This is a genomic window from Micromonospora sediminicola (assembly GCF_900089585.1).
Taxonomy (GTDB): Bacteria; Actinomycetota; Actinomycetes; order Mycobacteriales; family Micromonosporaceae; genus Micromonospora; species Micromonospora sediminicola.
The window spans coordinates 1140885-1166867 of the sequence record NZ_FLRH01000003.1; the positions used below are offsets into that span (position 1 = coordinate 1140885).

At 75.2% G+C, this 25983-nt stretch carries 31 protein-coding genes and 2 pseudogenes; 7 read left to right on the forward strand and 26 right to left on the reverse strand.

What is annotated here, in order from left to right:
* Nucleotide 1 precedes the first annotated feature (1 nt).
* The 25 genes from GA0070622_RS05915 to GA0070622_RS06035 all read right to left on the reverse strand — a co-directional run bounded on the left by GA0070622_RS05915 (nucleotide 2) and on the right by GA0070622_RS06035 (nucleotide 15522).
* Nucleotides 2-1648, reverse strand: coding sequence for a terminase (locus tag GA0070622_RS05915; RefSeq protein ID WP_091569735.1), 1647 nt, complete (start codon nucleotides 1646-1648; stop codon nucleotides 2-4).
* Nucleotides 1645-2271 carry a hypothetical protein gene (locus GA0070622_RS05920; protein WP_141684529.1) on the reverse strand — a complete coding sequence of 209 codons (627 nt, stop codon included), beginning with the start codon at nucleotides 2269-2271 and terminating at the stop codon, nucleotides 1645-1647. The genes GA0070622_RS05915 and GA0070622_RS05920 overlap by 4 nt, the downstream gene beginning before the upstream one ends.
* 184 nt (nucleotides 2272-2455) lie before the next feature.
* Nucleotides 2456-2734, reverse strand: coding sequence for a hypothetical protein (locus GA0070622_RS05925; protein WP_091569745.1), 279 nt, complete (start codon nucleotides 2732-2734; stop codon nucleotides 2456-2458).
* Nucleotides 2731-3126: a holin gene (locus GA0070622_RS05930; protein WP_091569748.1), complete on the reverse strand. Its 396-nt coding sequence runs from the start codon at nucleotides 3124-3126 to the stop codon at nucleotides 2731-2733. The genes GA0070622_RS05925 and GA0070622_RS05930 overlap by 4 nt, the downstream gene beginning before the upstream one ends.
* A 204-nt stretch (nucleotides 3127-3330) precedes the next feature.
* A complete protein-coding gene (locus tag GA0070622_RS05935; RefSeq protein ID WP_091569751.1) occupies nucleotides 3331-4518 on the reverse strand; it encodes a hypothetical protein in 1188 nt (395 codons plus the stop codon).
* Nucleotides 4515-5558, reverse strand: a complete 1044-nt coding sequence (locus GA0070622_RS32830) for an HNH endonuclease (protein ID WP_141684530.1) — start codon at nucleotides 5556-5558, stop codon at nucleotides 4515-4517. Before GA0070622_RS32830 ends, GA0070622_RS05935 begins: the two co-directional genes overlap by 4 nt.
* 120 nt (nucleotides 5559-5678) lie before the next feature.
* Nucleotides 5679-5987: a hypothetical protein gene (locus GA0070622_RS32435; RefSeq protein WP_091569756.1), complete on the reverse strand. Its 309-nt coding sequence runs from the start codon at nucleotides 5985-5987 to the stop codon at nucleotides 5679-5681.
* Entirely contained in the window at nucleotides 5980-6459 is a 480-nt protein-coding gene (locus GA0070622_RS05950) for a hypothetical protein (protein WP_091569760.1), read from the reverse strand. The genes GA0070622_RS32435 and GA0070622_RS05950 overlap by 8 nt, the downstream gene beginning before the upstream one ends.
* Entirely contained in the window at nucleotides 6456-7016 is a 561-nt protein-coding gene (locus GA0070622_RS05955) for an HAD-IIIA family hydrolase (protein ID WP_091569764.1), read from the reverse strand. Before GA0070622_RS05955 ends, GA0070622_RS05950 begins: the two co-directional genes overlap by 4 nt.
* Before the next feature lie 26 nt (nucleotides 7017-7042).
* Entirely contained in the window at nucleotides 7043-7348 is a 306-nt protein-coding gene (locus GA0070622_RS05960) for a hypothetical protein (RefSeq protein ID WP_091569767.1), read from the reverse strand.
* Nucleotides 7345-7668 (reverse strand): hypothetical protein, encoded by a 324-nt coding sequence (locus tag GA0070622_RS05965; protein ID WP_091569771.1) that lies wholly within the window; start codon nucleotides 7666-7668, stop codon nucleotides 7345-7347. The genes GA0070622_RS05960 and GA0070622_RS05965 overlap by 4 nt, the downstream gene beginning before the upstream one ends.
* Before the next feature lie 38 nt (nucleotides 7669-7706).
* Entirely contained in the window at nucleotides 7707-7892 is a 186-nt protein-coding gene (locus GA0070622_RS05970) for a hypothetical protein (protein WP_091569776.1), read from the reverse strand.
* 6 nt (nucleotides 7893-7898) lie between these two features.
* Nucleotides 7899-8075 (reverse strand): hypothetical protein, encoded by a 177-nt coding sequence (locus GA0070622_RS32440; protein WP_176710425.1) that lies wholly within the window; start codon nucleotides 8073-8075, stop codon nucleotides 7899-7901.
* Nucleotides 8072-8359: a WhiB family transcriptional regulator gene (locus GA0070622_RS05975; RefSeq protein WP_091569780.1), complete on the reverse strand. Its 288-nt coding sequence runs from the start codon at nucleotides 8357-8359 to the stop codon at nucleotides 8072-8074. Before GA0070622_RS05975 ends, GA0070622_RS32440 begins: the two co-directional genes overlap by 4 nt.
* Complete coding sequence (locus tag GA0070622_RS05980) at nucleotides 8356-9264, reverse strand: hypothetical protein (protein WP_141684532.1); 909 nt, start codon at nucleotides 9262-9264, stop codon at nucleotides 8356-8358. The genes GA0070622_RS05975 and GA0070622_RS05980 overlap by 4 nt, the downstream gene beginning before the upstream one ends.
* Nucleotides 9257-11284 (reverse strand): helix-turn-helix domain-containing protein, encoded by a 2028-nt coding sequence (locus GA0070622_RS05985; RefSeq protein WP_091569790.1) that lies wholly within the window; start codon nucleotides 11282-11284, stop codon nucleotides 9257-9259. Before GA0070622_RS05985 ends, GA0070622_RS05980 begins: the two co-directional genes overlap by 8 nt.
* Nucleotides 11281-11808: a hypothetical protein gene (locus GA0070622_RS05990; RefSeq protein ID WP_091569794.1), complete on the reverse strand. Its 528-nt coding sequence runs from the start codon at nucleotides 11806-11808 to the stop codon at nucleotides 11281-11283. Before GA0070622_RS05990 ends, GA0070622_RS05985 begins: the two co-directional genes overlap by 4 nt.
* Nucleotides 11793-12053, reverse strand: coding sequence for a hypothetical protein (locus GA0070622_RS05995; RefSeq protein WP_091569798.1), 261 nt, complete (start codon nucleotides 12051-12053; stop codon nucleotides 11793-11795). Before GA0070622_RS05995 ends, GA0070622_RS05990 begins: the two co-directional genes overlap by 16 nt.
* Nucleotides 12050-12358 (reverse strand): hypothetical protein, encoded by a 309-nt coding sequence (locus tag GA0070622_RS06000; protein WP_091569801.1) that lies wholly within the window; start codon nucleotides 12356-12358, stop codon nucleotides 12050-12052. The genes GA0070622_RS05995 and GA0070622_RS06000 overlap by 4 nt, the downstream gene beginning before the upstream one ends.
* Complete coding sequence (locus tag GA0070622_RS06005) at nucleotides 12351-12866, reverse strand: hypothetical protein (RefSeq protein ID WP_091569805.1); 516 nt, start codon at nucleotides 12864-12866, stop codon at nucleotides 12351-12353. Before GA0070622_RS06005 ends, GA0070622_RS06000 begins: the two co-directional genes overlap by 8 nt.
* On the reverse strand, nucleotides 12863-13147 hold the full coding sequence (locus tag GA0070622_RS06010; RefSeq protein WP_091569809.1) for a hypothetical protein: 285 nt from the start codon (nucleotides 13145-13147) through the stop codon (nucleotides 12863-12865). Before GA0070622_RS06010 ends, GA0070622_RS06005 begins: the two co-directional genes overlap by 4 nt.
* Nucleotides 13141-13803 carry a sigma-70 family RNA polymerase sigma factor gene (locus tag GA0070622_RS06015; RefSeq protein WP_091569814.1) on the reverse strand — a complete coding sequence of 221 codons (663 nt, stop codon included), beginning with the start codon at nucleotides 13801-13803 and terminating at the stop codon, nucleotides 13141-13143. The genes GA0070622_RS06010 and GA0070622_RS06015 overlap by 7 nt, the downstream gene beginning before the upstream one ends.
* Nucleotides 13800-14072, reverse strand: coding sequence for a hypothetical protein (locus tag GA0070622_RS06020; protein ID WP_141684533.1), 273 nt, complete (start codon nucleotides 14070-14072; stop codon nucleotides 13800-13802). Before GA0070622_RS06020 ends, GA0070622_RS06015 begins: the two co-directional genes overlap by 4 nt.
* Nucleotides 14072-15010: a hypothetical protein gene (locus GA0070622_RS06025; protein WP_141684534.1), complete on the reverse strand. Its 939-nt coding sequence runs from the start codon at nucleotides 15008-15010 to the stop codon at nucleotides 14072-14074. The genes GA0070622_RS06020 and GA0070622_RS06025 overlap by 1 nt, the downstream gene beginning before the upstream one ends.
* Before the next feature lie 266 nt (nucleotides 15011-15276).
* Nucleotides 15277-15522 carry a helix-turn-helix domain-containing protein gene (locus GA0070622_RS06035; protein WP_091569832.1) on the reverse strand — a complete coding sequence of 82 codons (246 nt, stop codon included), beginning with the start codon at nucleotides 15520-15522 and terminating at the stop codon, nucleotides 15277-15279.
* Between the two features lie 100 nt (nucleotides 15523-15622).
* On the opposite strand from GA0070622_RS06035, the gene GA0070622_RS06040 reads away from it, so the two are divergent.
* From GA0070622_RS06040 to GA0070622_RS06070, 7 genes and pseudogenes are all read left to right on the forward strand, one after another.
* Nucleotides 15623-15904 carry a helix-turn-helix domain-containing protein gene (locus GA0070622_RS06040; protein WP_091569836.1) on the forward strand — a complete coding sequence of 94 codons (282 nt, stop codon included), beginning with the start codon at nucleotides 15623-15625 and terminating at the stop codon, nucleotides 15902-15904.
* 1703 nt (nucleotides 15905-17607) lie between these two features.
* Nucleotides 17608-18981: pseudogene (locus GA0070622_RS33650) on the forward strand (DNA polymerase III subunit gamma/tau domain-containing protein); the annotation flags it as partial.
* Nucleotides 18982-19030: 49 nt separating this feature from the next.
* Nucleotides 19031-20071, forward strand: a complete 1041-nt coding sequence (locus tag GA0070622_RS06050; RefSeq protein WP_091569843.1) for an alpha/beta fold hydrolase — start codon at nucleotides 19031-19033, stop codon at nucleotides 20069-20071.
* Nucleotides 20072-20076: 5 nt separating this feature from the next.
* On the forward strand, nucleotides 20077-20940 hold the full coding sequence (locus GA0070622_RS06055) for a DUF3152 domain-containing protein (protein ID WP_091569847.1): 864 nt from the start codon (nucleotides 20077-20079) through the stop codon (nucleotides 20938-20940).
* Nucleotides 20941-21016: 76 nt separating this feature from the next.
* Nucleotides 21017-21829: a DUF3152 domain-containing protein gene (locus GA0070622_RS06060; RefSeq protein WP_091569852.1), complete on the forward strand. Its 813-nt coding sequence runs from the start codon at nucleotides 21017-21019 to the stop codon at nucleotides 21827-21829.
* Nucleotides 21830-21870: 41 nt separating this feature from the next.
* Nucleotides 21871-23118, forward strand: coding sequence for an adenylyltransferase/sulfurtransferase MoeZ (moeZ, locus tag GA0070622_RS06065; protein ID WP_176558987.1), 1248 nt, complete (start codon nucleotides 21871-21873; stop codon nucleotides 23116-23118).
* 73 nt (nucleotides 23119-23191) lie between these two features.
* Nucleotides 23192-24061 (forward strand): annotated as a pseudogene (locus GA0070622_RS06070) (hypothetical protein); the annotation flags it as partial.
* A gap of 634 nt (nucleotides 24062-24695) precedes the next feature.
* Here the strand turns inward: GA0070622_RS06070 and GA0070622_RS06075 are convergent.
* Nucleotides 24696-25937 carry a glutamate-5-semialdehyde dehydrogenase gene (locus GA0070622_RS06075; protein ID WP_091569861.1) on the reverse strand — a complete coding sequence of 414 codons (1242 nt, stop codon included), beginning with the start codon at nucleotides 25935-25937 and terminating at the stop codon, nucleotides 24696-24698.
* Nucleotides 25938-25983: the final 46 nt, after the last annotated feature.

Consider the following 25983-nt stretch of genomic DNA (forward strand, 5'->3'; position numbering starts at 1 on the left):
GTCACCTCCTGACGATGATCTGCTTGCGCTTCTTGCGTTTCCAGCCGCCCTTGGCGATCGCGTCCAGGCGGGCCTTCCAGGACAGGCACCCGGCCATGGCCAGGTCGATGTACTTGGTGGAGTCGGGCCGGATCTTGTAGATCGTCCACAGCGGGGTCTCGTCGTCGTCGCGGACGTTGAGGTCACCACGGACGGCGTTGCCGATGTGGTCGGCGTAGGTCTTGTCGCCGCTGTGGGTCAGCTCGCCGGAGGTCTGCGCGGTCCGGAAAGCGCGCATCGCCTGGCCGATCTGTCGGGGCCGGTTGGTGTACCACTCCAGCACCCGCCGCTCGCCGTACCGGCCCGACCAGCGGGCCACGGCGGACTCGAAGCGGGGCGGGTCGGCGTACACCAGCCGCACCGCGTACAGGTCCATCGCCTCGGTCAGGACGCCGTCGACGTCGTCGTCGGTAACCTCCCAGCCCTCGGCGTCGTCGGGGCGCACCCAGTAGCGCAGCGGCCACTGGAAGCCGGTCTCGATGTGCGTGGCGATGAACCCGACCGCGTCGCGCCAGCGGGCCCCGTCGAAGCCGATGGTGATCGGTTCGCCGTGCTCGATCCGGATCGCCGGGCGGGCGAGGGTCTTCGTCCACCTGGCGGCGTCGAACGCGTTGCGCTCGGCTGACCGGCGGCGGTTGAGCCAGACCCGCTGCCAGTACATCTTGTCGGTGTCCGGCTGGTGGTACAGCGACGCGATCGACTCGACCTGGCCCTCGAAGTCCGGCCAGAGCGCGATCGCCGGACCGGACGCCTCCCGGATCGCCGCCTTGAGCTGCTCCGGATCGTCGAGGTCCTCGTCGTCGCGCCACGGGGCCTCGCGGTGGAAGAAGAACAGCGTCGCGTCCTTCACCTTGCCCGCGGCGATCATCTCCGCGTACTGGTGCGTGTCCTCCGCGCAGGAGCCCTGCCCCTCGCCGTAGGTGGTGGTCGTCTCCAGCTCCCACGCGTCAGCCAAGACCCGCTTGGGCAGGTTGTTCCGCATGGTCTGCCGGGCGTCCTTGAGCCTCGGCAGGATCATCCGGTGGGTCTCGTCGAAGTGCTGGTGCGTCGTCCGAGCGCCGTCGGCCGCCGACGGGGAACCGGCCACCGCGAGGGCCTTGCCCTCGCCGTCGATGCGGGTGATGTGCTCCTTACCCGCATCGAACAGGTCCGCGTCCGGACCCTCCTGCACGATGAACAGCAGCGCCCCGTACGCCAGCTCCTCGGTCTGCTCCTCGGTGTAGGCCAGCATGGGGATGTACGGGTCGGTGACCGGTGCACCGACCGGTTGCCAGATCCCGTCGACCAGCTTCCAGCCGTCGGTGCGCACCGGCGCTTCCGGGTGCAGCTCGCCGTACGCCACCCACGCCGCGAGTTCGGTCTTCGCGACGCCCTTACGCAGCGACCACGCCACCCGCTTGAAGCGCCGGCGGCCGGCGCGCGGGTGCCCGCGCGGGAACACCTCGTAGGCGCGGTAGATCAGCGCCCGCTTCTCCTGGTCGATAACGGCGGGGCGGCCGCGCAGGTCGCCCGGGCCGTGCACCGCCCGCTCCTCCAGGAAGTCGCACAGCTGCGGCCCGAGACTGGGCCAGGGTTGCTCGTCCAGCGGGGGGACGACGAAGACGCTCACACCGCCCGCAGCGCCGCGAGGGGGTCAGCCGCCGGCTGCGCCGTCGCCGGCGGCGTCTCGGCCTCCGACCGGTCGCGGTCGCGCTCGGCGCGCTTGGCGGCGGTTTCGTCGACCGTTACCTCCCAGCGCAGCCGCAGCATCGCCATTGGCGAAAGGCCGAGGCGGTCCGACCATTGCCGGGCTTCCTTGGCCGCGGCGAGGTCGCCCAGTTCGGCGAGGACCTTATGCCGGACATACTGCGCGACGTCGCGTGTCCAGCGCAGCCGCTCCCACGCCACCGCCTGCGGCAGCCGCCACAGGTCGCGCCACAGGTCGGCCTCCAGCGCCCGCTGCGCCTTCATCTGGGCCTTGATGATGGCCAGCTTCTCCTGGGTCGTCTCCAGCCGCCGGCGTACCGAGGCTTCCTTGCGGGTGCCCTCCAGCTCGGCCAGGTCCTCCTCCAGGTCCGCGACCGCGGCGGCGAGCAGGTCCCGCCGCGCGGCCATCACGACGTCGGGCACCAGTGGCCAGTTCGGCGCCCGCCGTCCTCCGCGCCCTTCGGCCGGCAGCCGGGTCGTCGCGACCGTGGCGTTGCGGCGTCGGCGCTGTCCCGCCGGCTTCGGCGGCGGCCCCATCCCTGCCATGATCGGCTCCCTCTCACGGCATCGCGCCGCAGACAGCCGGACCGTCACATCGCGTGACGGCCCTCAGGTGTGCCGGATCTCCCAGACCCGTACACGGGAATCTCTACCTCCCCGGCGGTACTGCTGACCTGGGGTCTTGGGGGTCACCCCCCACCCCTCCGGGGTCGATCACTCTGAGTGACATTCAGTCCTCCTCGTCGTCGGTCGCGATGCGCCTACGCGTGCGGGTCCCGGCGTACTCAAGGAGGCCGAGGATCCGATGGAACGGCACGTCGCTGTCGCGGTTGATGCAACCGACCGCGGTGATGCCGTTGCCCTCCTCGTCGAAGCGCTGCTGTGAGGTGACCACCACGTACTCGGTGAGGATGTACGCCTGGTCGCCCGGGCCGTACGCCAGCAGCGCCTGCTCGATCGCGGCGGTCAGCGCCTCGTCGGCGGCCACCTGCTCGGGGGTGCGGCTCATCGTTGGTTCCACCCTCCCGGCTGCTCGGCGGCGGTGTGCTTGCCGTGGCACGGACCGCACAGCCCGCGGCCGCGGGCTGGGTCGTTGGGATCGTCGCCGGCGGCGACCAGGTCGCGTCGGTCGCGGGGCCAGTGGTCGGCGTGCCGGGACGGGCGCAGGCACTGGTGGCCGTGGCCGTGGCCTCGGTCGGTGCAGACGCACAGCGGTTCCTTCCGCAGCACCCGGCGGCGGAAGTGCCGGCGGTGGCGGTGGTCGTAGCCTCGCTCGCCGGCGGTGCCGCGGGCCGCCTCGGCCCGGGCCACGCAGCCGGGGCACCGGCCGGACGGGACCGCCTCGACGCAGCCTGACCCGTCAGGTCCGGGACCGGAGCAGACCTTCCACGCTCTCGGCATCGGGGGCCTCCCACGACGAACGCCCCGGCACGGAGGGACCGGGGCGTTCGCCAGAGCCGAGGTACGCCTCGGCCCTTTGGCCAGGCCGGGAGGGGTGACGCACCCTCCAGGCCCCTAATTGGTAGATCGTCAGCAGGACCAGCAACCGCGAGGCGGGCATAGTGCACCTGCTGGCACCCATACTGAGATATCGGGCGATCATGGTCAAGCTGAGCGCTTCCGGCCGCGTGTCGACGTGGTCACGTACTCCTCGACGGCCAGCAACTGCTCCGCCCGGTACCAGGACGTGGCGCCGTCGCGGCGGGGCCGGTCCAGCCGCGGAAACGTAGCGGATGCCTCGCTGCGCCGGACCCAGTCCCACAGCTGCTCGGGCCGGATGGCCAGCTGTGAGCAGGCCCGAGCCCGGTCCCACCACAGCACGCCGTCGCCGTCGCGGACCGCCCGGCCTACCCGGGCTGGGGCGCGCCGCTCTGACCAGCCGCCGTGGCCGAACGCCTCGCTGGCCACCCGGGTGCCCGGGCCACGCCGGCGGGAGTCGGCGGCCTTGACCGCCGCCCACAGACCGAACGGCCCGGACAGCTCCCCGTACGCCCAGGCGTGCCGGCGGCCGCGGTAGCGGACCCGCTGCCGGCAGCCGCAGCCCTCGCCGACGCAGAGGCAGGCCTCGCTGATGCAGGTGACCGTCCACGACCGCCGGTACCGCTCGTCGTCGCGGGCACGGCGCAGCAGGTCCTCCGACCGATAGTCCAGCTGCAACGACCGGCGGCCGCACGCCGGGCACCGGTGGTCGACCGGGGCGAGGTGCTCTCCGTCTGGGGACCGGGCCGCCTCGCGGGCGATGCGGTTCGCCCGGGCCAGCGCGGACAGCACCACCACGGCGGTGCGGCCGTCGTGCAGCTGGTCGAGCACCCCGCCGGGCGGGGTCCGCCAGATGACCCCGTCGGCGGTGGCGATCCAGCAGGGCGGCCCGCCGTCGAGCCAGTCAAGCGCGTCGCGCACGCCGGCCAGGCCGGCGCGGTTGCCGACGTAGCGGGCGTCCTCGGCGGCCGCCACGAGACGGGCGGCGTCCAGGACGACGCCGTGCACCGCGGCGCGGGCGTCGATCACGGCGAGGCGGGCGCCCGGGCGAGAGCCGGCCAGGGCGTAGCGGCCGGATGGGGCGGCGTACTGGCGCTGCCCGACCGGGACGTCAGCGGCCCAGGCGTCGCGCTCGATCCGCTCGGCGGCGATCGCCTCGGCCTGGCGGGCGCGTTGCAGGTCGGTGAGCACGGGGATGGGCGCGGAGTCGCGGCCGGGCTCGACGAGGTCCTCCAGCCAGCACCATGCCTCGCGGAGGTCGGCGATGGCGGCGCGGATCTCGTCGACCAGCAGGACGGGGGTCGGCTCGATCATGGGTGACCTTCCTCAGGCTCGGGGTCGGGCTGGGGCGGGTGGCCAGCGTGGTGCTCAGGCAGGGGGCGGGTGCTGCGCAGGTACGGGGATCCGTGCAGAGGTCCGCGGGGGGTGGCGGGGGGTCCGATGCGGGAGGCCGTGGGTGGCCCGGGTCGGGGGGGACTTGGGCTGGGAGCGGTGCCCGGCCCGCCCCGTCCCGTCCAGGGAGAGCCGGGGACCTGAGTCGGGTTGTTGGTGTCGGCGTAGGTCTCGGCGCAGGGTTCGGCCGTGTTCGTGCTGCTCATGGGTGTTGGTGGGGGTGGTGGATCTGGATCCGGATCTGCGCCGGGATCTGTGGTCGGATTCAGGTCCGGACTCAGGTCGGGCGTAGGTTCGGGCGTGGATCGGGTCGCAGGTCCGTTGGTGTCGCCGGGGGCGGGCAGCAGGGTCATGCCGGCGGCCTCGGGGGTGCGGCGGCGCTTGCGGTTGTTGCAGCCGCGGCAGGCCACGACGAGGTTGGACATGCCGTCGGCGATCTCGGGGTCGACGTGGTCGAAGGTGCGGCCGTCGTCGGAGCGGCGGTCTGACGGGGCGCAGGTCTTGGCGCAGTAGCGGCAGATGTTGCAGTCGCGTTCGGCCACCGCGTTCTTGAGCTTGGAGTCCTTCAGCTCGCGGGCCTTGGCCTTGTGCACGTCGTTCTCGGACCGCGACGGGTTGCGGTCGAGGTAGTCGTGGATCAGGTAGTCGTAGTCGTCGACCCAGATCCGGCCGGTCATGCACTCGCAGCGCTCACCGTCGGCGCGGCGGTGCATCAGCGGCGCCCTGCCGTAGCGGGCACGCAGCAGCCGCTCGTTGGCCTCCTCCCACCCGAACAGGTCGAGGATGTCCTCGGTGAGGAAGCCATCCGAGCGTTCACCGGAGACCCACGACAGGACCTGGACCCAGACGCCGAGGGCCTCGGCGCGCTGCTTCTTGGCCCGCTGCCCGGTCGCGCCAGGGTCCGCGAGGCCGCGCACCTTGACCGACATGGCCAGGCGGTCATCGATCCGACCCCAGGGCATCAGCGACCCCGACTAGTGATCAACATCTATGGTTCTCCCGGTATGGCGAAGCGCGGCCACCTGATCGGTGGCCGCGCCAGCGTTGAGAAGATCGACGAAAGGCAGCGGCGGTGAGCGCCGCTACACGGGTGGATCCGGTGGGTCCGGGGGTTCCGAGTCCAAGGGCTCCGGGGGGTCGGGGCGCTCGGTCAAGCGCGCCGTCAGGCGCGTCAGATGGCCGTTGTTGGTCTGGTGCTCGAGCAGCGCGGTACCGGGCGCGCCGGCGACGTCGAGGGCTCGCACGAAGTCGCGGATCACGCTGACGTCGTAGCCGTGGATGCTGCGCACTACTACCGTCGTCTCCTCCACGACGTCCGGCGCGCTGTCGCCCCAAGACTGGGAGCAGGTCCGGGTCACCCGGCGCTGCTCGAAGCGGACGATCTCAGCCACGCTCGGCCTCCGGGGTCCGCCGCGTGCGGCCGTAGCCGCGCGGCAGGTAGTTCATCGTCGCGGCCATGGACACGAGCAGGTCGGAGATGTAGCGGCCCCGCTCGAAGCCGTCGGCGATGCCGTTGAGGCGCTGCACCAGGGCGTCGAACGCGGCCTGGTCGCCCTGGCTGCGGGCGAGGATCAGGTCCATGACCCACCGCGCCCGCTCCGGGACCTCCCCGCCGAGCTGCCCGGTGTCGGCGTTCCAGCCGAGCATCCGGACCTTCCCGAACTCCGGCGGTCCGCCGTTGGCGTGGTCGGCGAAGATGTCGCACCAGGCAACCAGGGCGGTGTAGAGGCCTTCGCCCGCGCACTCCTTGTTGAGCCGGTCGATGACGTCGGTGGCGCGACGCCAGTCGCCGGCGATCGCCGCCTCCAGGGCGCGGCCCGCCAGGCGCTCGGGCTTGCCGTGGCCGAACTGAGGGCTTGTCACTTGGCGGCGCTCCTCTGCTCGCCGGCGCGGGCCCGCCAGTCGGCTGCCCACTCGAAGTCGAGGCCGCTGCGGTGGGCGCAGAGCATGTCCTCGGACCGGTCGCCGACCATCAGACCGAGGTGCGGCGGGTAGTACTCGCCGCATTCGGCGCCGAGGGACACCGCCGCCTGGATGAGCAGGCCGGGCGCGGGCTTGCGGCACCAGCACCGCGCCCACTCCGGCCCGGCGGCCTTGGGATGGTGGGAGCACCAGGCGATGCGGTCGAACAGGCTGTCGGCTTGCCGTTGGGTCTCGGACATGGCGGCCACCACCTGGGCGGTGGTGACGTGGCCGAGGGCGATGCCGCCCTGGTTGCTCACGCCGATGACCCGGCCTCCGCCGGCCTTCCAGCGGCGCATCATCTCGACGGCGGCGGGGAACACCCGGACGTCCTCGGGGCCGTTGACGAAGCGGCCGAGCGGGTCGTCCTTGCCCTCGCGCACGGTGCCGTCGAGGTCGAGGTAGAGCACCGGGACCGGCCGTAGCCGGAGGTGGTCAGGGATGCGGCTCCAGGGCATGCGGGGTCTCCTCAGCAGGGTGGTGGTCAGGCTGCGGTCGGGCTGTCGGGGGTGGTCGGTGGTGCGGGTGGGGCTTTGCAGGCGGGGCAGCGGGATCCGGGCAGCGCCCAGATGGGCCGGTAGCAGCCGGCGCAGGCGACGTACTCGTAGCCGGCCGGCGGGGACTCCTCCGCCGGGGCGGTCACCTCGGCTGGGGCCTGCCCGGCCAGGGCGGCGTCGACGAGCGCCCGGCCGCGGTGCGCGCGGTCCTTCGCCTCGCCCCTGGTGCGGGCCTCGCGGGCGGCCAGGTCGGCCTCCCACGGGCGGCGGGCGCGGCGCCGGGGGATGCTCACCGGTCCGGCCCGCTCGCGGCCGGCTCGGCCTCGCCGGCGCGGTCCGCGGCTTCCTGCTCGCGGGCCTCGGCGAGGACCCGCTCGCCGAGGCCGGTGAGCCGGTACGGGCGCACGCCCCACCGGTCCGGTGGGGTGTCCGGGTCCAGCTCCACCAGGCGGTAGTCCTTGAGCGGTTGCAGCCGCTGGGTCGCGCGGCGGTGCCCGGGCTCGCCGGGGACGCGCTCGAAGTCCGGCAGGGTGAAGCGGGGGTCGGTGTGGACGTTGCCCGCGTCGACGGCGGCGAGCAGGTCCACCTGGGGCTCGTCGAGGGTGATCCGCATCTGGGTGTCTCCCGTTCGTGCGTTGGGTTCGGGGCGGTTCATGCGGCCGCCGTGGTGGTCGATCCGCCGTCGAGCACCACCAGGTGCCGCCGGCGGGCGGGCGGGTCCGGTGGGGCGGCCCACCGCTGCGGGTCGCGTACCAGCGGCTCCGGCTCCACCTGCGGCGGGGCGGTGGGGCCGTAGCGCTCCACCAGCAGCTCGGTCAGCAGTTCGTCCTTGGTCATGGCCGCTCACCCGCGCCCGCCGGGCCGCTGGGGGCAGGCGGCGCAGTCGCGGGCCCGGTACCGGTACGGCTGGCCGGTGATCGTGGCGGTGGCGGTCGTGCCGCACAGGTGCGGGTAGCGGTCGGTGACCGGCACGGGCCGGCCCAGCACCACGCCGGCGACCAGCCACAGCCCCGGCCTCACCGGTCTGCCCCCGCCCGCCGTCGCCGGTGGATCCGGAGGCGGTCCTCCCGGGTGGTGCCGCCCCAGATGCCGTACAGGTCGTTCGGGCTCTGCCGCAGCGCCCACTGCCGGCAGGGCGTCCTGACCGGGCAGGCCCGGCAGTACCGGTTCGCCGTCTCCGCGGCGGCCGCGCTGTCCTCCCGGGTGGGGAAGAACAGCGCGCTGTCGACGCCGGCACAGGCCGGCACCACGTCCGGGTCGTCGAGGAAGTCCGGAGCGGCGGAGCGGGTACCGAGGCGGGTCATGGGCTGGCCGTCGCGGTCAGGTCGGTGGCGGCCATGCGGCGCAGCACCAGCAGGGTCCGCTCGGCGGTGCCCGGGTCGAGTGCGCCGCGCAGTTCCAGCCGGGGGTCGTCGGGGTCGACCTCACCGCGCCAGCAGGTCGCCCGCCGCCACAGCGCGTTCGGGTTGCCGCCGATGTACGCCGGTGGCCAGTCCTTCGGGCGCTCGATGTCGTAGAGCCAGCGCAGCTGGTCGACCTCGCCACCGGACCAGGTGACGATCACCGGCGCGGTCAGCAGCCGCCGCATCGGCTCGGCGAGCGTCGCCGGGTCGACCGCGTTCTCCGGAACCGCGCGCACGCGCGGGCCGGCGAGGCGGAGCGTGGCGTCGACCAGGCGGACGCCGGTGGTGTCGACCGCGTCGACGCGCACCGCGATCGGCCGCGGGTTACGGCGGCCCGCCGGGCTCGGCGGCCGAGTGATCTCCCACGCGCGGACCACGACCGCCGGCGGGGCGTCCGCGGCGATCAGCCCGGCGGCCCACAGCACCGCGTCGATCCGGCCGGCGGCCGCAGCGGCCACCGCCGCGCGCAGCCGCTGGATCCGAGCGCAGGCCGGGCACCAGTGGCGGCCGCCGTCGCCGGCGATCGCCGGCCGGTCCGGCCGGGCACCGCACCCGTCGCACACCCGGCCGGCGCCGCCGCGGCGGCGGGCCGCCTCCAGCTGCGCCAGACTCGCCGGCGACGGCACCGACTCCCCCCACGCGTACAACGGCACGGTGGTCTTCCTGTCCCGCCAGTCCCGGGTGGCCACGTACGCGGCCACAGGCCCGCCGGCCTGGCGGGGCAGGTCCAGGTCCGCCAGCTGCGTTTTGGTGTAGAAGCCGGTCGGCACGTCCCGCCACCGCTCGTACACAGGCAGGTCAGGCATCCGCGTCCTCCTCGATGAGCGCGCCGTCGATCGCCGCACCGCGGCGCATGCCGGCCTGGACGCCGGCGGCGTACTGCTGGGAGAAGCGGGCCGGGAGCACGCCCCAGGCACACAGCAGGTCGACGCCCTGGGCGACGGTGGCCGGGCAGAAGTCGATACGGTCCAGCTCGTAGCGGTCGGAGCGGTAGACGACGTCGACCTGTCCGGCCTCCCAGCAGACCTCCACGTGCGCCACTTGGCCGCTCCGTGCCATCTCCGGGTGCAGGGGCGGGGTCGGCTCGCCCGGCGCGTACTCCATGCCGAGCGTCGCGGGCTTACCCCGGCCGGCAGCGTTGCGCGGATGCCGAGCCAGCCCGGCCCGCGCCCACTCGAAGACGGCCCGCAACCTCGCGACGTCGGCCGGCGTCAGACCGTCCTCGGCTGGGGTCACCTCCGCCCCGCCGTCGAGGGAAGTCGACGACGGGGCGGAGGCTGGAGCAGCGTCGCCCGCGCCGTGAGGACGCGCGGTATCCGCTCCATCCGCCGGCTCGGTGTCAACACCGGCGGCCGCCTGGGCGGTGCCTGCCGGGGCGGAGTCGCGAATCTCCGCCCCGGCTTCCCGCGAGGCCCGGGGGTCGTGGGTCTCGGCGGACGGCCCGGTCGGGGCCGTGTCACCCGCCGCGAAACGGGTGGTCTCGCCGCCGGCCGGGACGGGCCGGCGGATCTGGAGCAGGTCGTCCCACCGCCAGATGCGGTGGGCGGTGGCGGTGTGGTTGCCGGTGCGGGTGCGGGCGAGGACCTGCCAGCCGCCCGGCTCCGGCGGGATCGGACCGATCTCGGCGGAGGTGGCCGGCTGCCAGCCGTCCGGGCCGACCCACACCAGGTCGCCGGCGCGCAGCTGGCCCGCCGCCACGGTCTCCTCGGCGCCCGGTTCCATGTCCGGGCTCTGGGCGAGCAGCTTCTCGTTCGACATCTGCGCGTGGTCGGCGGCGTCGAGGCAGGCCGGGCACTTGCCGTTGTAGATGACCGCGGCGGGCACCAGGCTGTGGCAGGCACGGCAGTCGGACACGCGGCCGGCGGCCGCGGTACGGCCCTCCGGCCGGCGGACCGTCAGCGGCAGGTCACCGGCCACGTCCTCGTGGACGGGCACGTTCTCGCTGTGGTTGGTGAAGACGGTGACGCCGGCGTCGAAGTGGGCTTGGACGACCTGGTGCCAGGCGACGTGCTGGCGTGGGCCGTACGGCCGGTCGATGTAGTCGCCGGGCAGCAGCGTGCCGTAGGTGACGCTGGTCGTGACGTAGTCCGCCGGCGGCATGAACCGGCACACCGCGCACCACCAGCGCGCCGAGAGAGTCGGCGGGCCGCCCGGGCCGTCGGCCACCTCGGCGGCCGGCACGACGGTGCCGCAGCGGCCGCAGGGGACCTCGGACGGCTCCGGTTCGGGCCAGCACTTGCGGCACCACGTGGCCGCGTGCTTCTCCGTCGCCTGCCGGGCGGGCAGGGTCAGGCCGGTGCGCGTCGACCGGGAGCACCTGGTCGACGTCTTGCTCTTCAACGCGTGCGCCTCGATCGCCCGGCGGGCGGCGGCGATCCACACCTGCTCGTCCGGCTCCGGACCAGGGCCGGGAGCGACGTCGACGGCCGGGGCCGGGCGGGTGGCGGCGTAGGTCTTGCCGTCCGCGCCGCGGATCTCCGCCGGCGTCCGGTCCTGCACGACGGCCAGGTCGGCGTTGACGGTGCCGACGCTGACACCGAGCGCAGAGCCGATCGCCCGCTGACTCATGCCGGCCGAGCGCAGGGCCTCGACGGCGACCTGGCGCTGCGCGGTGGGCATCCGCAGCCGCTCGGCGCCGAACTCGCCGTCGAGGTACGCCTGCCAGTCCGCGTACCCGAGGACGTGCCAGTCGCGGCGCTCCCACGCCAGGGCGTACTCCGACACCGTCTCCAGCCAGTTGCGCATGCCCTGCCGGATCCGCTCGGCCCGGGCCCGCGCCATCTCCTCGGTGGACTGCTCGGTCAGCGCGATCACGTCGGCGGTCACCGGACGGCCCTCCGGGCCGCCCGAGCGGTACGCCGGCGGGCGCCGGCCTGCGTCCAGGCGTAGCCGTGGTGCACTCCGGCGTCGGCGGCCATGACGGCCCAGTGCCAGCGGCGGCGCCACCACGGCCGCTCGACGATCCAGCGCGGCTCGAAGTCGAAGACGTGGGTGGGCGGCAGCGCCTGCAGGGTCGCCGGCGGCGGCTCGGCGGCTGTGGTCGGCGGCCGGGCGTCGAGCGGCTCCCCCACCGGCACGGCCGTGCCGGTGGGGGCGGGCTCGGGCTCCGGGCCCCAGATGTCGGTGTTGTCGTACCAGGTCTTGGGCGCTGCAGCTGCGCTGCCGTCCAGGGCGGCGGGCTGCTGCTCGACGGCCGCCGCGGCGGCGGGGGCGGGCGCCGGCGGGCGGTGCACGGCGGGCAGCTTGCCGAGCCGCTCGGGCTGCCCGGGCCGGTACTCGGGGTAAGTCGCGTAGCCGGGCCGGGTGGCGGCCGCGGCGCGCAGCTCGTCGTCGTTCAGGCGGTGGACCACGGGAGCTCCTCCGGGTCGTGCTCGCCGAGGATCGCGGCGTCGCGGGCCTGGGCGGCCGCGGCGAGCGCGGGCGAGATGCGGGTCTTCGGGGTGGGGGTGGGCGGGGGCGCTGGTGGGGTGTGGCCCGGGTCGCCGGCCTGGCCGACACGGCCGCAGTTGAGGCACGTCGCGCGCTGCTTCCAGTCCAGGCCGAGGTCCGGGTCCGGCACGAACTCCTCGCAGAAGCGGGGCGCCTTGGCGGTCACCGGTCACCGTCCTGGTCGCTGGGCCACTGGTCGTCGTCCTGGAGGTGTCCGCACTGGGACGGGTCGCCGTGGCAGACGTCGCAGGCGGTCTCGCGGGCGGCGTCGAGCAGGTCCGGGCCGGGCTGGCCGGCCCGGCCGCCGCGCCCGGCCAGGCCGGGCAGGGCGACCGGAGCGGCCTCGGCGCGCGCGAGGGCACGTCGCTTGCGCCAGCACTTCGCGCCGATCCGGCGGGCCCGGGACACCGGGGTCTTGCACGGCCGGTGGCAGTCCAGGCACAGCACCAGCGGCTGCTCCGGCTCACCCATCGCGGCCGCCGGCGCGGACCGGGTGGTGGACGACGAGGCCGGCCGTGTCGACGGACACCACGCCCGGGCCGACCGGGGTGGGCGTCGCCGTGCCGGTGGCGGCGGCGATGGCGGCCATCGCGCGGAGCCGGCCGCGGACGTCGGCGGGCACCCGGCAGCCCGACAGGTCGACCGGGCGGCCGGTGGCCAGGGCGTCGAGCAGCCGGTGCACGTACGTCTCGGTGAGCTGCTTGTCGGCGTGGTGGCGGTGGTAGGCCTCCAGGTGCAGGCCGTCGGGCCGCCACCCGTCCCAGATCCGGGCGGCCTCGCGCAGGAGCACCGCGGCGTCGGCGGGGATGACGTGGCGCTGGGCGACATCGCGCAGCTCCCGGAACGCGGCGCCGGCGCGGTCGCCCTCGTCGAGCTGGCGGGCACGGGCGGCGATGGCCATCACGAGCAGGCCGACGATGAACGAGACGACGGCGAGGGCGATCAGCATGGCGGCGGCCTGGAAGGGGTCGAGGTTCATCGGTGTGCCTCCGGGATGTCGAGGAACGCGGCCGGCTCGCCGCGGCGGTAGAGGGGGTAGGCGGCGGCGTGCAGGCGCTGCCAGTCGGCGGTGCGGGCTCGGCGCAGCGCGACGGCGGCGCACACCGCGGCGGTGGCCAGCCAGAGCACGGCCAGGACGATGAGGGCACCCAGGCCGGTCGGGGACGGCCGGTCGGGGACGGCGAGGGTCAGGGCGGCGGTGCCGAGCAGCACCGCGAGCGCGGCGGCGAGCGCGGCGGCGGCGGGGTGGCGGGTCAGCACCGGATCACCTGCTCGAAGCCGGCGGGCAGGCGCTGCGCGAGCGCCCGGACGGCGCGGTACTGCAGCGCCTTGACCGCGCCCTCCTGCTTGCCCATCGCCGCGGCGACCTCGAGCACGGACAGGCCCTGGAAGAACCGCAGGTCGAGGCATTCCTGCTGCTCGGCGGTGAGCTTCCCCATCGCCTCGCGGACGATCTCGGCGATCTGCCGGTCGACGGCAGTGTCGGCGGGGTTGCCCTCGCGGGTGCGGTCGGTGAAGTCGACGCCCAGGTTCGCGTCGAGGACGTCGCCCACCATGCACTCCAGGCGGGAGCGGCTGGACTTGAAGTGGTCCGCGATCAGGTTCCGGGCGATCGTCACGAACCAGGCGCCGATGTCGCGGCCCTGCCACTGCACGGTGTTGATGCGGCGCAGCGCCCGGACGAACGTCTCCCCGGCCAGGTCCTCGGCGGTCTGCCGGTGCTGCCCGACGCGGAACAGCACGAACCGGTAGACCACGTCGTAGTAGCGGAGGTAGAGCTGACCGAACGCGTCCCGGTCGCCGGCCTGCGCCGAGACGACCAGGTGCCACGTGCCGCCCTGCTCGGGCAGCTGCTCGACGGCCGGCGGGCCGGGCTGGCCAGGCACCCGCGTCGGCGCGGCCACCTGGGCGGTCATCGGGACACCGCCACGTGGATCTCGGAGCGGGTCAGCCTGTCCACGTCGTGGTCCTCGGCGTGCGGCCACGGGTCCACCGGCAGACCGCACTCGGCCGGGTCCAGCGCCGGCGGGCGGCGGCGGGCCTCGGCCCGGGCGCGGCGCTCGTCCGCCCGCCGGACCTCCTGCCGCCGACCCCACCACGCCACCAGCGCGACCAGGGCGACGACCAGGACCAGGCCGGCCACCTCACCGGCGGAGGCCCGCAGGCCCGCCAGGATCGAGGCCATCACGACGCGCCACCGGCGAGGGAGGCCGGCTCCGGGTCGGCGATGTGCCGGTCCAGGAACGCCATCGCCCCGGCGTGGGTGTCGAAGCCGTCGAAGACCAGCCCGCACGCGCACTCGACGCTGTTCTCACCGGGCCCGCCGACGGAGCCGCCGACCTGGTAGTGCTCCGGCGGCACCGGCAGCGCGTCGACCTCGGCCTGCACCTCGGCGGCCGGCGCCGCGCCCACCGCCGGCTCGATCTCGACCGTGGCGACGGAGACCAGGTCGACGCACACACCCCGCCAGACGACGATCGCGTGGTAGCCGGTCGCACCGACGAGGGCGAAGTGGCGAGCGCTGCGCAGCGTGCCCTGCTCCGCGCCCAGCCGCGCCGCCCAGGCGATCGCCTCGTCCTCGGTGTCGAAGTCCAGCTGCGCGGCGTGGGTGAACTTGTCGAACCGGACCGCCCGCGGCGCCGGCAGCGCCTCGGAGTCGACGGCGTAGCAGAGGCGGGAGATCTCGCGCAGCATGTTGGCCCGGGCGATCCGGAGCACGGCGGCCTGCCCGGCCGCCTCCACCATGGCCGGCGCCGGCTTCGGCTCCTCGACGGCGAGGGCGTCGGCGTGCGCCCGGTCGACGTCGTGCACCCGGCCGTAGTCCGGGTAGGCGGCGCGGCACCGGGCGGCCAGCGGCTCCGGCCGGTCGCCGGCGAAGTCCATGCCGCTGCCGCATGGCCGCTCGCTCACGTCGTCGTCCAGCGGCAACAGCAGGAAGTTGTCCCCAAGCGCCGGCGCGACGGCGTCGACGTGGTTGCGACACACGTTGACCGTGCCGGCCAGCTCGGCGAAGGTGCGGCCGTGTCCGGACCGGTAGATCTCGAGGCGCTTTGCCGCGGGCTCGCCGCAGCCCGGCATGGTCGGCAGCTGCGCCACCTCGGGGGTGGCAGGTACGTTGGTCATCTCGACCAGTCCTTTCATGGAGGTGGGGCGGGTTCGGGGTACAGGGGTCACGACCGTTGGCGCGGTCGTGGCCCTTTCCTTGTGCGCGCTGGCGGAGCCGCAGCAGGTGCAGCGGCCGCCCTCGCACCAGAAGTGCTTGCCGCACACGCACGGCCAGCAGACGTAGCCAGCAGCGGGCAGCTTCGGGGCCGGCGGGTTGGTGGGCCGCGCCGGCGGACGGTTGTCAGCCGGGCCGGAAGGCCCCGGGGCGACGGGGAGCGTGGCGATCACGCGGCCGGCACCTCGGCCGAGGTCGCCGCCGCCGCCGGCAGGAACTGCGCCACCGGGACGCCGAGCAGCTCGGCGACGAGCACCAGCTCCGACACCCGCCACTCAACGTCGCCGCGGATGCGCTCCGAGACCTGGTTTACCGAGATGCCGAGCAGCTCAGCGATGTCACGCTGTGGGCGGCGCTGCCTTGCAAGCTCAGCCCTCACCTCAGATGAGACGTGATCGGCGATTGTCTTCCGCATGAACGGAACTATGTCAGGCTTAGCCTGATGACGTCAAGCGTTCACGGGATATTGACAATCGTGCCTTGACGGTTCAGGCGGAGCCGTTACGATTCAGGGCATGACTACGACACCCGACGGAGGGACCGCGACCCTCTCTGCGGACGTAGCCGCGGAGATCCGCGCGTGGATGGGTCGCCTTGGGGTCAATCAGGCTGAGCTGGCGAAGCGCCTGGGCCATAACGCGCAGTGGCTCTCAGTGCGGATCAGCCCGCGGGCGACCGTCGCGATGAACCTCGACGAGGTCCAGCGCATCGCGGACGCGTTGGGGATCCTCGTCATCAACCTGCTGCCGCAATACGCCTCGCAACGGGTCTCTCGCTCTGAGGCCACCACACGGTAGCCTCAGCGGGGGCGACCAAGGAGCGCGCGGTGAGTGAAACAGGGCAACCCGGAGCCGCCACCCCGGGAGAGCACGGCGACGGGACGGGCCAGCACGACGACCCGGCCCGCACCGGCGGCGGATGGGCGCCCCCGGCGAACGGCTGGTCCCGGGGCGCGCCCGCGCCCGGCGGCTGGCCCTACGGCGACCTCGGCGGCAGTTGGGCCGCCTCCTCGCCGAGGCACGGTGACCTCCCGGCCCCGCCCGGCCAACCCGCGACCGAGGAGTCGCCGGCCCGGCTCAACGGGCGACACGTCAACGGCGTGCGCCACCCGGGGGAGGAGCCGCCCGTGACCCGCCAGGCGCCGGTGAGCGCCCCGCCGGTGGGCGGCGAGCCGCCCCGGGAGACCGACGGTGACCGGCTGGCCGTGCCGGCGCCCCGCCCGGCGCCCGCGATCGAGCAGCAGCCGCCCGGGGTCGACTCCGCCGGCTCCCGGCACGCCTCGGACGAGACGTCCGCCGGCCGGCTCCCCCGCTGGCCCGAGGGCGGCCCGACCTCCGCGCCCCCGGCCCTCCAGGTGCCGCCGGTCGGGGCCGCCGCCTCCGGTTTCGAGGTGCCCCCGGGCTTCCACGCGCCCACCACCGAGCCGGCCCCGTCGCTCTCCCGGGGTTGGGCCGACCGGCCCCCCGGGCAGCCGTCGGTCGCCGATCCCGGTCGGGCCGAGCAGCCGCACCGCGACCCGGCCGAGCAGCCGCCCCGCCACCCGGCCGAGCACCGACCCGCCGAGGGGCGGGGACCGGCCGCCGAGCCGCGGGCCGCCGCCGAGCACCCGGGCGCGTCCGACCACCGGGCCACCGCCGAGCACCCGGGCGCCGCCGAGCACCGGGGCCCGACCGAGCACCGGGGCGCGGCGCCCGACGACCCGGGCGCGGGCCCGGTCGGCGAGCCGGACTGGTCCGGCCCGTCCTGGAACAGGCCGAGCTGGGGCGACGGCTGGGCGCCGCCGTGGGCACGCGCCGACGAGCCGGTCGGGCGGCGGGCGGCACGGGACGACGAGCCCGCCGAGCGCCCGGCACGGGACGACGAGTCGGTCGGCCGTCGTGCCGCCCGGGAGGACCGCGCGGCCGAGTGGGCGCCCGAGCCGGTGCGGCCGTACGCGCCGGCCGGCGTCGAGCCGCCCGTCGGCTACGAACCGCCCCGCCCCGAGCCGGTCCGCCCGTACGAGCCGGTGCGCGCGGAGCCGTCCGCCGGCCCGGAACCGGCGCACCCCGAACCGACCCGGCCGTTCCGCCTGCCCCGGTCCGAACCGGAGCCGCGGCCGGGCTACGAGCCGTCCGCCGAGCGCCCCTCCTGGGCCGGCCCGCCGGTGCCGGTGACCCCGTTCGGCGGGTCCGCGCCCGCCGAGCCGACCAGCGCCCCGCCGGCCTCCCGGGAGGCGCCCACCGGCCCGCCGTCCGCGGCGTACGCGCCCGCGCCGGCCGGTCCGCCCCACCCGTCGGCGCCGACCGGCCCGCCGTCCGCGAGTTACGCGCCCGCGCCGGCCGGTGAGCCGTTCGCCGGCTACCTCTCCGCGCCCGCCGCGCCGCCGTCCGCCGGACCGGCTCCCGTGCCGTCCCCGCGTGCCGCCGGCGAGCCCCCCGCCGACCCCCGGCAACCGCCGGCCGGGTCCGAGCAGTCCGTCGCACCGGCCACCACCCGGCCGGTCTCCGCCGTCCCCGCCACCGGTGGGACGACGCGCTTCGACCCCGCGCCCCACCCGACGAGCGCACCTCCCTACGCGGCCCGCCGGTCCGCCCCCGAGCCGGTGCCGGCCGCCGACGCGGTCGCCGAGCCCCGGTCGGCGGAGTCGCCCCCGGCGGTGCTGCCGCAGCGCGTCCCCGCCGAGCCGGACGTGCCCGTCGTGCCGGAGCCGCCAGCCGTGGAACCGTCCGCCGAGACTCCCGAACTCGCCCGTATCGCCACCCACCTGCGCCGTGACGACGAGCCCGCGCCGCTGCGCGAGCGGCCGGAGGGCTTCGACGTCAACGCCATCCTCGACGCGGTCCGTGAGGTGGCCGGCGTCCGGGACGCCGCGCTCCGGCGTACCCCGGCCGGCGCGCACAGCCTCCGGCTCGACCTGGCCGACGGCGCGGACCCGGCCGAGGTGAGCCGGGTGGTGGCCCGCCTGCTCCAGGAACGGATGGGCCTGGCCGCCGCCCCGCAGAACCTGCCCGGCGCGCCGGCCCTGCCGCCGCCGCCGGTGCGCCGGCGGTCCGCCGCGGCGCGCGTCGCCGAGGGCCGGTCGGTCCCGACGGTCGACCCCCGATCCGGTACGCCGCAGTCCCGGCCCGTCGACGAGCCGGGTGCGGTGCCGTCCGGGTCGACCGAGGACGACACGTCGGCGCGTACCGGCGTGGTGCGACCCGCCGCCAACCGACCCGCCGAGAACCGGTCCGGCGAGGGCCGGTTCGGCGGGGTGGAGTCGCGTGCCGGCCGGCCGGCCGACGCGCCCGCGGACGGCGACGAGCCGCCCCGCCGCCGCCGGCAGGCCGCCCACCGGGGTCGGGCCACGGTGGAGGAGACGTCGCTGGCGGCCGCGCCGACCGGCATGTCCACCGGCAGCCCGGTCACGCTGGGCACCTCGTACGCCGGTGGGCAGATGACCACGACGGAGACCGCGCCGTCGCGACCGCTGGACACCGGCGGCGTCCCGGGTCCGCGGGTGGTGATCGAGCACGTCCTGGTGAGCACGTTCGGGCTGGACGCGACCACCGAGGTGCGCCTGATCGCCGGGGACCGCACGGCCGAGGGGCACGCGACCGGGCCGGCCGTCGACGGGTACGTGCTCCGGCTCTGCGCGGTGGCCGCGGCCGCCGCGGTGGACGAGCTGCTCGGCCGGGTCGTCCCGGCCGGTGAGCGCGGCCGGTGCTTCGTCGAGCACGCCGCCGTGGTGCCGTTCGGCAACTGCGAGGTGGCCACCGTGGTGGTGCTGCTGGTCTGCGACGGCTGGGTGGAGCAGTTGGCCGGGTCGGCGCTGGTCGCGGGCGACCCCCGGCAGGCGGTGGTCCGGGCCACCCTCGCCGCGGTGAACCGGCGGTTGGAGGCGTTGCTCGCCTGACCGCCCGGTCGCGGTGTGCGGTCGGGCCGGGGCGGGGAAGACTGGAACCATGAAACGCGCCGAACTCTGGCCGGACCATGTCCTTCCCGCGCATCACGTCCCGCCGCCGTGGCCGGGTCGGCACGTGCGTCTCGACGGGACGCTCGTCCACGTCCGGGACACCCCGGCCACCGCGCCCGGCGCCGAGCCGGCCCTCTACGTGCACGGTCTCGGCGGCTCGGCGCAGAACTGGACCGACCTGGCCGGCCTGCTCGCGGGGCGGCTCGACGGCCAGGCGATCGACCTGCCCGGGTTCGGGCGCAGCGAGCCCGGGCGGCGCTACACCGTCCCGGCGTTCGCCGACCGGGTGGTGAGCTGGATCGAGCACAGCGACCGGGGGCCGGTGCACCTGTTCGGCAACTCGCTCGGCGGCGCGGTCGCGGTGCGGGTGGCCGCCCTCCGGCCGGACCTGGTCCGGACGCTCACGCTGATCTCGCCCGCGCTGCCGTTCCTGGACTTCCGGCGTTCGTTGCAGGGGCGGATGCTGCCGTTGCTGGCCATCCCCCGGGGCGAGCGGTTGGCCGCCTGGCGGCTGGCCCAGCTCGCCCCGGAGGTGATGGCCCAGCAGGTGATGGAGTCGTGCGTCGCGGACCTGACCCGGATCAGCGAGCAGCGCCGGCAGGAGGCGATCGACGAGATCCGGATCCGGTACGAGGCGGCCCACTACGCCGCCGCGTACGTCCGGACGTTCCGGGGCCTGGTCGGCAGCTTCCTGCGGTCGTACCTGCCGGGGGCCGGCGCGCTCTGGCGGCAGGCCGCGGCGGTGCGGGTGCCCACGCTGGTGGTGGGTGGCCGGCAGGACCGCCTGGTCGACGTGCGGGTCGCGCCGCAGGCCGCCCGGGTGATCCCGGACAGTCGGCTGCTGCTGCTCGACGGCGTCGGTCACGTGGCCCAGCTGGAGGTGCCCCGGACCGTGGCGCGGGCGGTGCTGGCGTTGCTGGCCGAGGCGGCCCCGGCCGCCACGCCGGCCCCGAACGGGACGAAAGCGCAGGCCAGGGCCATGGTCACCGGAACGGAGGAGAGCGGAACCGGGCGTGACGTGGCAGTCTGAGCCGGATGCCCAGCTCCCGCCGTCCGCGTGCCGCGCGGTCCACGTCCTTTGCCCGCCGATGGCGTTCCGCCGTCGTGGTCTGCGCCTTCGCCGCCGCTGCCGCGGTCGGTGTCGGGGTCGCGTTGCAACTTCCGTCGGCCGGGGCCGAGGTGCTGGTCACGGACGGGTTCGCGGCCCAGCCGCCGGCGCCGCCCGTGCCGGCGCCGCCGCCGAGCGTCTCCCCGTCGCCGTCCCCGGCGCCCAGCTCACCGGCGGCGCCCGTGCTGGCTCTGCCCGGCCCGGTGCCGGCGCACGGCCGGGGCAGCTTCGGCTACGACGACCGGACCAGCGGCGTGCTCGGGACGGCCGGGACGCTGCGCCGGTTCCGGGTGGCGGTGGAGAACGGCTCCGGCGAGGACGTTCACGCCTTCGGTGGGGCGGTGCAGCGGGCCCTGACCGGGCCGGGGAGCTGGGTGGACGGCGGCCGGTTGCGGTTGCAGCGGGTCGCGCCGGGGGAGCGGTACGACTTCACGATCTACCTGGCCACCCGGGACACGGCGGGCCGGCTGTGCGGGGCGGGTGGGATCGACATCCGCAAGGGCGGGGTGCCGTACACGTCGTGCCGGGTGCCGGGCAAGGTCGTGATCAACCTGGACCGGTGGCGCACGTCCGCCCCGCACCTGGTGGCCGCGCGGATGCCGCTGGACGCCTACCGGCTCTACGTGGTCAACCACGAGGTGGGGCACCAGTTGGGGCACCACCACGAGGCCTGTCCGGGCGCGGGCCGGCCGGCGCCGGTGATGCAGCAGCAGACCCTGTTCCTCGACGGGTGCCGGCCGAACCCGTGGCCGTACCTGGGCGGGAAGCGGTACACCGGCCCGGCGCTCTGAAGGCGTTCGTGAGGGATTCTCGCGGCTTGCGCCGCAAAAGCAGCTAAATGCCCGAATTGCGTGGCACCCTGGTGGCATGACGTCGTCGTCCCCTTACGACCCGCCTGCCGCGCCCGAACGACCCGGCCTGCGCCGGATGCGCCGCCGCCGACGGCGGTCGGTGCTGCTGCTGACCATGATGCTCGCGGCCGGCGGCGGCGCCCTGGGGATCACCCGACTGAGCGAGCCGCCGCGCACCGAGCGGGTCCCGCTCGCCGCCGTGCCGTCGCTCGCCCAGGGCGCCGAGGCCGAGATCCCGGCGGCTCCGACCGGCTATCCCACCGCCGGTTCCGGCACCTTCGCCGTGGCCGAGGGCCGGTCGGAGGTACGCGGCCAGGCCGGCCCGCTGCGCCGCTACCGGGTCGAGGTCGAGCAGGGTACGGGTCAGGACGCCGACGAGTTCGCCGCCACCGTGGACGCGGTGCTCGGCGACCCGCGCAGCTGGATCGCCTCCGGGGAGCTGCGGGTGCAGCGGGTGCCCGAGGCGGCCGCCGCCGACTTCACCGTCTACCTGGCCACCCCGGCCACCTCGGAGCGGATGTGTGCCGAGGGCGGGCTGCGCACCGAGCGGTACACGTCCTGCCGGCTTCCCGGCCGGGTGATCCTCAACCTGGCCCGCTGGATGTCGGCGGTCCCCGACTACGGCGCCCCGCTGGAGGTCTACCGGACCTACGTGGTCAACCACGAGGTCGGCCACGAGTTCGGCGAGCTGCACCAGGCCTGTCCCGCGCCCGGCGCCCCCGCGCCGGTGATGCAGCAGCAGACGTACGGGCTGGACGGCTGCGTGCCCAACGCCTGGCCGTACGTCGACGGGGTCCGCTACGATGGTGAGCCGACCGACGGCGTCTGAGTTATTCCCGGTCCCGCAGTTCGGGCCGAGTGTCCCTCATCATGGCCGATCCCCACCCGGGCGAGCGACAATGGCGCGGTCCCACCGCCGATCCCGGGGAGTCCACCGTGTCGTTGCCCCCGCTCGTCGAGCCCGCCGCCGAGCTGACCGTAGACGAGATCCGCCGCTACTCGCGCCACCTGATCATCCCGGATGTCGGGGTCGAGGGGCAGAAGCGGCTGAAGAACGCCCGGGTGCTCTGCGTCGGCGCCGGCGGTCTCGGCTCGCCCGCGCTGATGTACCTCGCCGCCGCCGGCGTCGGCACGCTCGGCATCATCGACTTCGACACCGTCGACGAGTCGAACCTCCAGCGCCAGATCATCCACGGCGTCTCCGACGTCGGCCGGTCCAAGGCCGAGTCCGCCGCGGCCTCGATCCGGGAGATCAACCCGCTGGTCAACGTGGAGATCCACAACACCGCCCTGGACCGGGAGAACGTGCGGGACATCTTCTCCCGCTACGACCTGATCGTCGACGGCACCGACAACTTCGCCACCCGCTACATGGTCAACGACGCGGCCGTGCTGCTCGGCAAGCCGTACGTCTGGGGTTCGATCTACCGCTTCGACGGCCAGGCGTCGGTGTTCTGGGCCGAGCACGGCCCCTGCTACCGCTGCCTCTACCCGGAGCCGCCGCCGCCCGGCATGGTCCCCTCCTGCGCTGAGGGCGGCGTGCTCGGCGTGCTCTGCGCGTCCATCGGGTCGATCCAGGTCAACGAGGCGATCAAGCTGCTCGCCGGCATCGGGGAGCCGCTGGTCGGCCGGCTCATGGTCTACGACGCCCTGGAGATGAGCTACCGCAAGATCAAGGTCCGCAAGGACCCGAACTGCGCGCTCTGCGGCGAGAACCCCACGGTCACCGACCTGCTGGAGGACTACGAGGACTTCTGCGGCGCGGTCTCCGAGGAGGCCCAGGAGGCGGTGGTCGACTCGACCATCACCGCCCTGGAGCTGAAGGAGTGGCAGGACGCCGGCAAGGACATCTTCCTGGTCGACGTCCGCGAGCCCGCCGAGTACGAGATCGTCCGGATCCCCGGCTCCACGCTGATCCCCAAGGGCGAGATCATCTCCGGCGAGGCGCTGGCGAAGCTCCCGCAGGACCGGCAGATCGTGCTGCACTGCAAGTCCGGCGTCCGGTCCGCCGAGGCGCTCGCCGCGCTCAAGGCGGCCGGGTTCAAGGACGCCGTGCACGTGCAGGGCGGCGTGCTGTCCTGGGTCAAGCAGATCGACCCGTCGCTGCCCGCCTACTGACGTCGATGTCCCGAAGGGCCCTTCCGGTGCGCCGGGAGGGCCCTCGGCGTGTCACCGGTGGGCCGGGCCACCTCTGACCGAGCTACCGAGGCGTAACCGCGTCGGCGCAGGTAGCGTCGCCTGCGTGGTGGATCTGGAAGCGGCGATCGGGTTCGTCGTGGCGCACGGGGACGCGGTGGACCGCGCCCGGCTGTCGCGGCTGCGCACCGGCGCGTCGGTGCCGCCGGAGCTGCTCGACGCGGCGGAGTCCGGCCAGGCCGTCGGCGGCGGCTGGCCCGCCGTGCTCGACGGCGAGGTGGCGTCCGTCGACGCGACCTGCTTCCGGCTGTCCGAGCTGGACGACCTGGGCGCGCTCGGCCGTCCCGCCGCCCGGCACGCGCTCGACTGGCTGGCCGCCGGCCAGCTCGCCGACGGGGGCTGGGACGAGCACCCGTCGCTGGCCGGGTTCGCGCCGGAGTGGGCCACGCCCGGCGATCCCGAAGCCCGGTTCTACCTGACCGCCGACGCCGGGTTCTGGCTCACCGTGGCCGGGCTGGACGCCCGCGCCGCCGGCCCGCTCGACCACCGCGTCGGCGGGGCGTACGCCGGGGTGGTCCAGGCGGCGGCCCAGGCGCTGGCCGGGCGGCTCGCGGCGGACGGGAGCTGGCCGTCGTTCCTGCCGGCCGGCTGGCTGGCCGCGGCCGTGCTGCACCGCCAGCAGATGTACTACGAGTCAGCCCGGATCCAGGCCGTGCTCGCCGACCGGATCCCCGGCATGTCCCCGGCCGACGTGGCCTGGCTCGCCGCCACGCTGCGGCGGGTGGAGGTGGGCGAGGAGCAGTGGCTGCTGGTGTCGGCGCGGCGGCGGCTGGCCGAGACCCAGCGCAGCGACGGCGGCTGGGACAGCGACGACGGGCACCAGTTCGACGTGCACACCACGCTGCGCGCGATCCGGGCCTGCCGCCCGACCGCCCCCGAGGCGCCGGTGTCCGGCGCGCCGTTCGTGGTGCCGCGCATCGTCGCGCTGCCGGCCGCGCCGGCCCCGCGTTCCGCCCCCGACGCGTCCTCCGCCCACGCCCCGCGTTCCGTGCCCGGCGCGTCCTCCGCCCAGGTCCCGCTTCCCGCCCCCGAAGCGCCCCCGGTCCAAGCCCCGCCGCCCGCCCCCGACGCGCCCTCGGCCCAAGCCCCGCTTCCCGCCCCCGACGGGTCCTCCGGTGCGGTGCCCGACCTGCGCACAGGCTTCGTTCCAGGTTCGCCCCCGGCCCTCGTCGCAGATCCGACCTCGCTCCCCGTCCCGGCCCCCGCTTCGCTCGCCGGGCACCCGGTCCCACCCGCACCGCCCGTCGATCATGGAGTTGTGGCGCCCAGCATGTCGGATTGACCCCGTTGTCCGAGGTGCCACAACGCCAAGATCGACGAAAAGGCGGGCGGGAGTGCGGGAGTTCCGGGAAGGAGCGCCGCGACAATGCCCCACCCCGGACCGCGCGCCGGATCTTGGAAGGAAGTGGCCGCTCTGAGGGCCGTTTCCTTCCAAGATCTCGTGCGAGGTGTGGTGGGTGACGAGGACGTGGGCGGGCGGACGCGGAGCCGTGGGTGGATCAGCGGACGTGGCCGTCGCCGGTGACCACGTACTTGGTGCTGGTCAGCTCCGGCAGGCCCATCGGCCCGCGGGCGTGCAGCTTCTGCGTCGAGATGCCGATCTCGGCGCCGAAGCCGAACTCGCCGCCGTCGGTGAAGCGGGTCGACGCGTTGACCATGACCGCGGCGGCGTCCACCCGGGCCACGAACTCCCGGGCCGTCCGCTGCGAGTCGGTGACGATGGCCTCGGTGTGGCCGGTGCCGTACCGGCGGATGTGCGCGACCGCGTCGTCCAGGGAGTCGACCACGGCGACCGAGATGTCGGCCGAGAGGTATTCGGTGGCGAAGTCCTCGTCGGTCGCCGCGACCACCCCGGCGGAGTGCGCGGCGACCTCGGGGGTGCCGTGGACGGTCACGCCGGCCTCGGCGAAGGCGGCCAGCACGGCCGGCAGGAAGACGTCCGCGACGGCGCGGTGGACCAGCAGCGACTCGGCCGTGTTGCAGGTGGACAGCCGCTGCGTCTTGGCGTTCAACGTGACCGCCAGCGCCTTGTCGAGGTCGGCGGCGGCGTCCACGTACACGTGGCAGTTGCCCACGCCGGTCTCGATCACCGGCACTGTCGACTCCTCGACCACTGCGCGGATCAGCGACGCGCCGCCGCGCGGGATCAGCACGTCGACCAGGCCCCGGGCGCGCATCAGCTCCTTGACCGAGTCGCGCGAGGAGGAGTCGAGCAGTTGCACCGCGTCCGCCGGCAGGCCGGCGCCGGCGACCGCGTCGCGGAGCACCTCGACCAGGGCGGCGTTGGAGTGCGCCGCCGAGGAGGAGCCGCGCAGCAGCGCCGCGTTGCCCGACTTCAGGCAGATGCCGGCGGCGTCGACGGTCACGTTCGGCCGGCCCTCGTAGACGATGCCGACCACCCCGAACGGCACCCGGACCTGACGCAGCTCCAGCCCGTTCGGCAGGGTCGAGCCGCGCACCACCTCACCGACCGGGTCGGGCAGTGCGGCCATCTCGCGCAGCGCGTCGGCGATGGCGGCCACCCGGCCCCCGTCGAGGGCGAGCCGGTCCAGCACGGCCGCGGACAACCCGGCGTCGCGCCCGGCCGCCAGGTCCGTCGCGTTCGCCGCCAGGATCTCCGGGGTACGCGCCACGAGCGCGTCGGCCATCGCGTGCAGCGCGGCGTCCTTGGCCGTACGGGTTGCCGTGGCCAGGACCTCCGCCGCGTCCCGGGCCCGGCGGGCCTGCTCGACGACGCTCATCTGCGCTCCTCAGGTGTTAGGAGGGGCCCCTTGTTATGCAGAATGC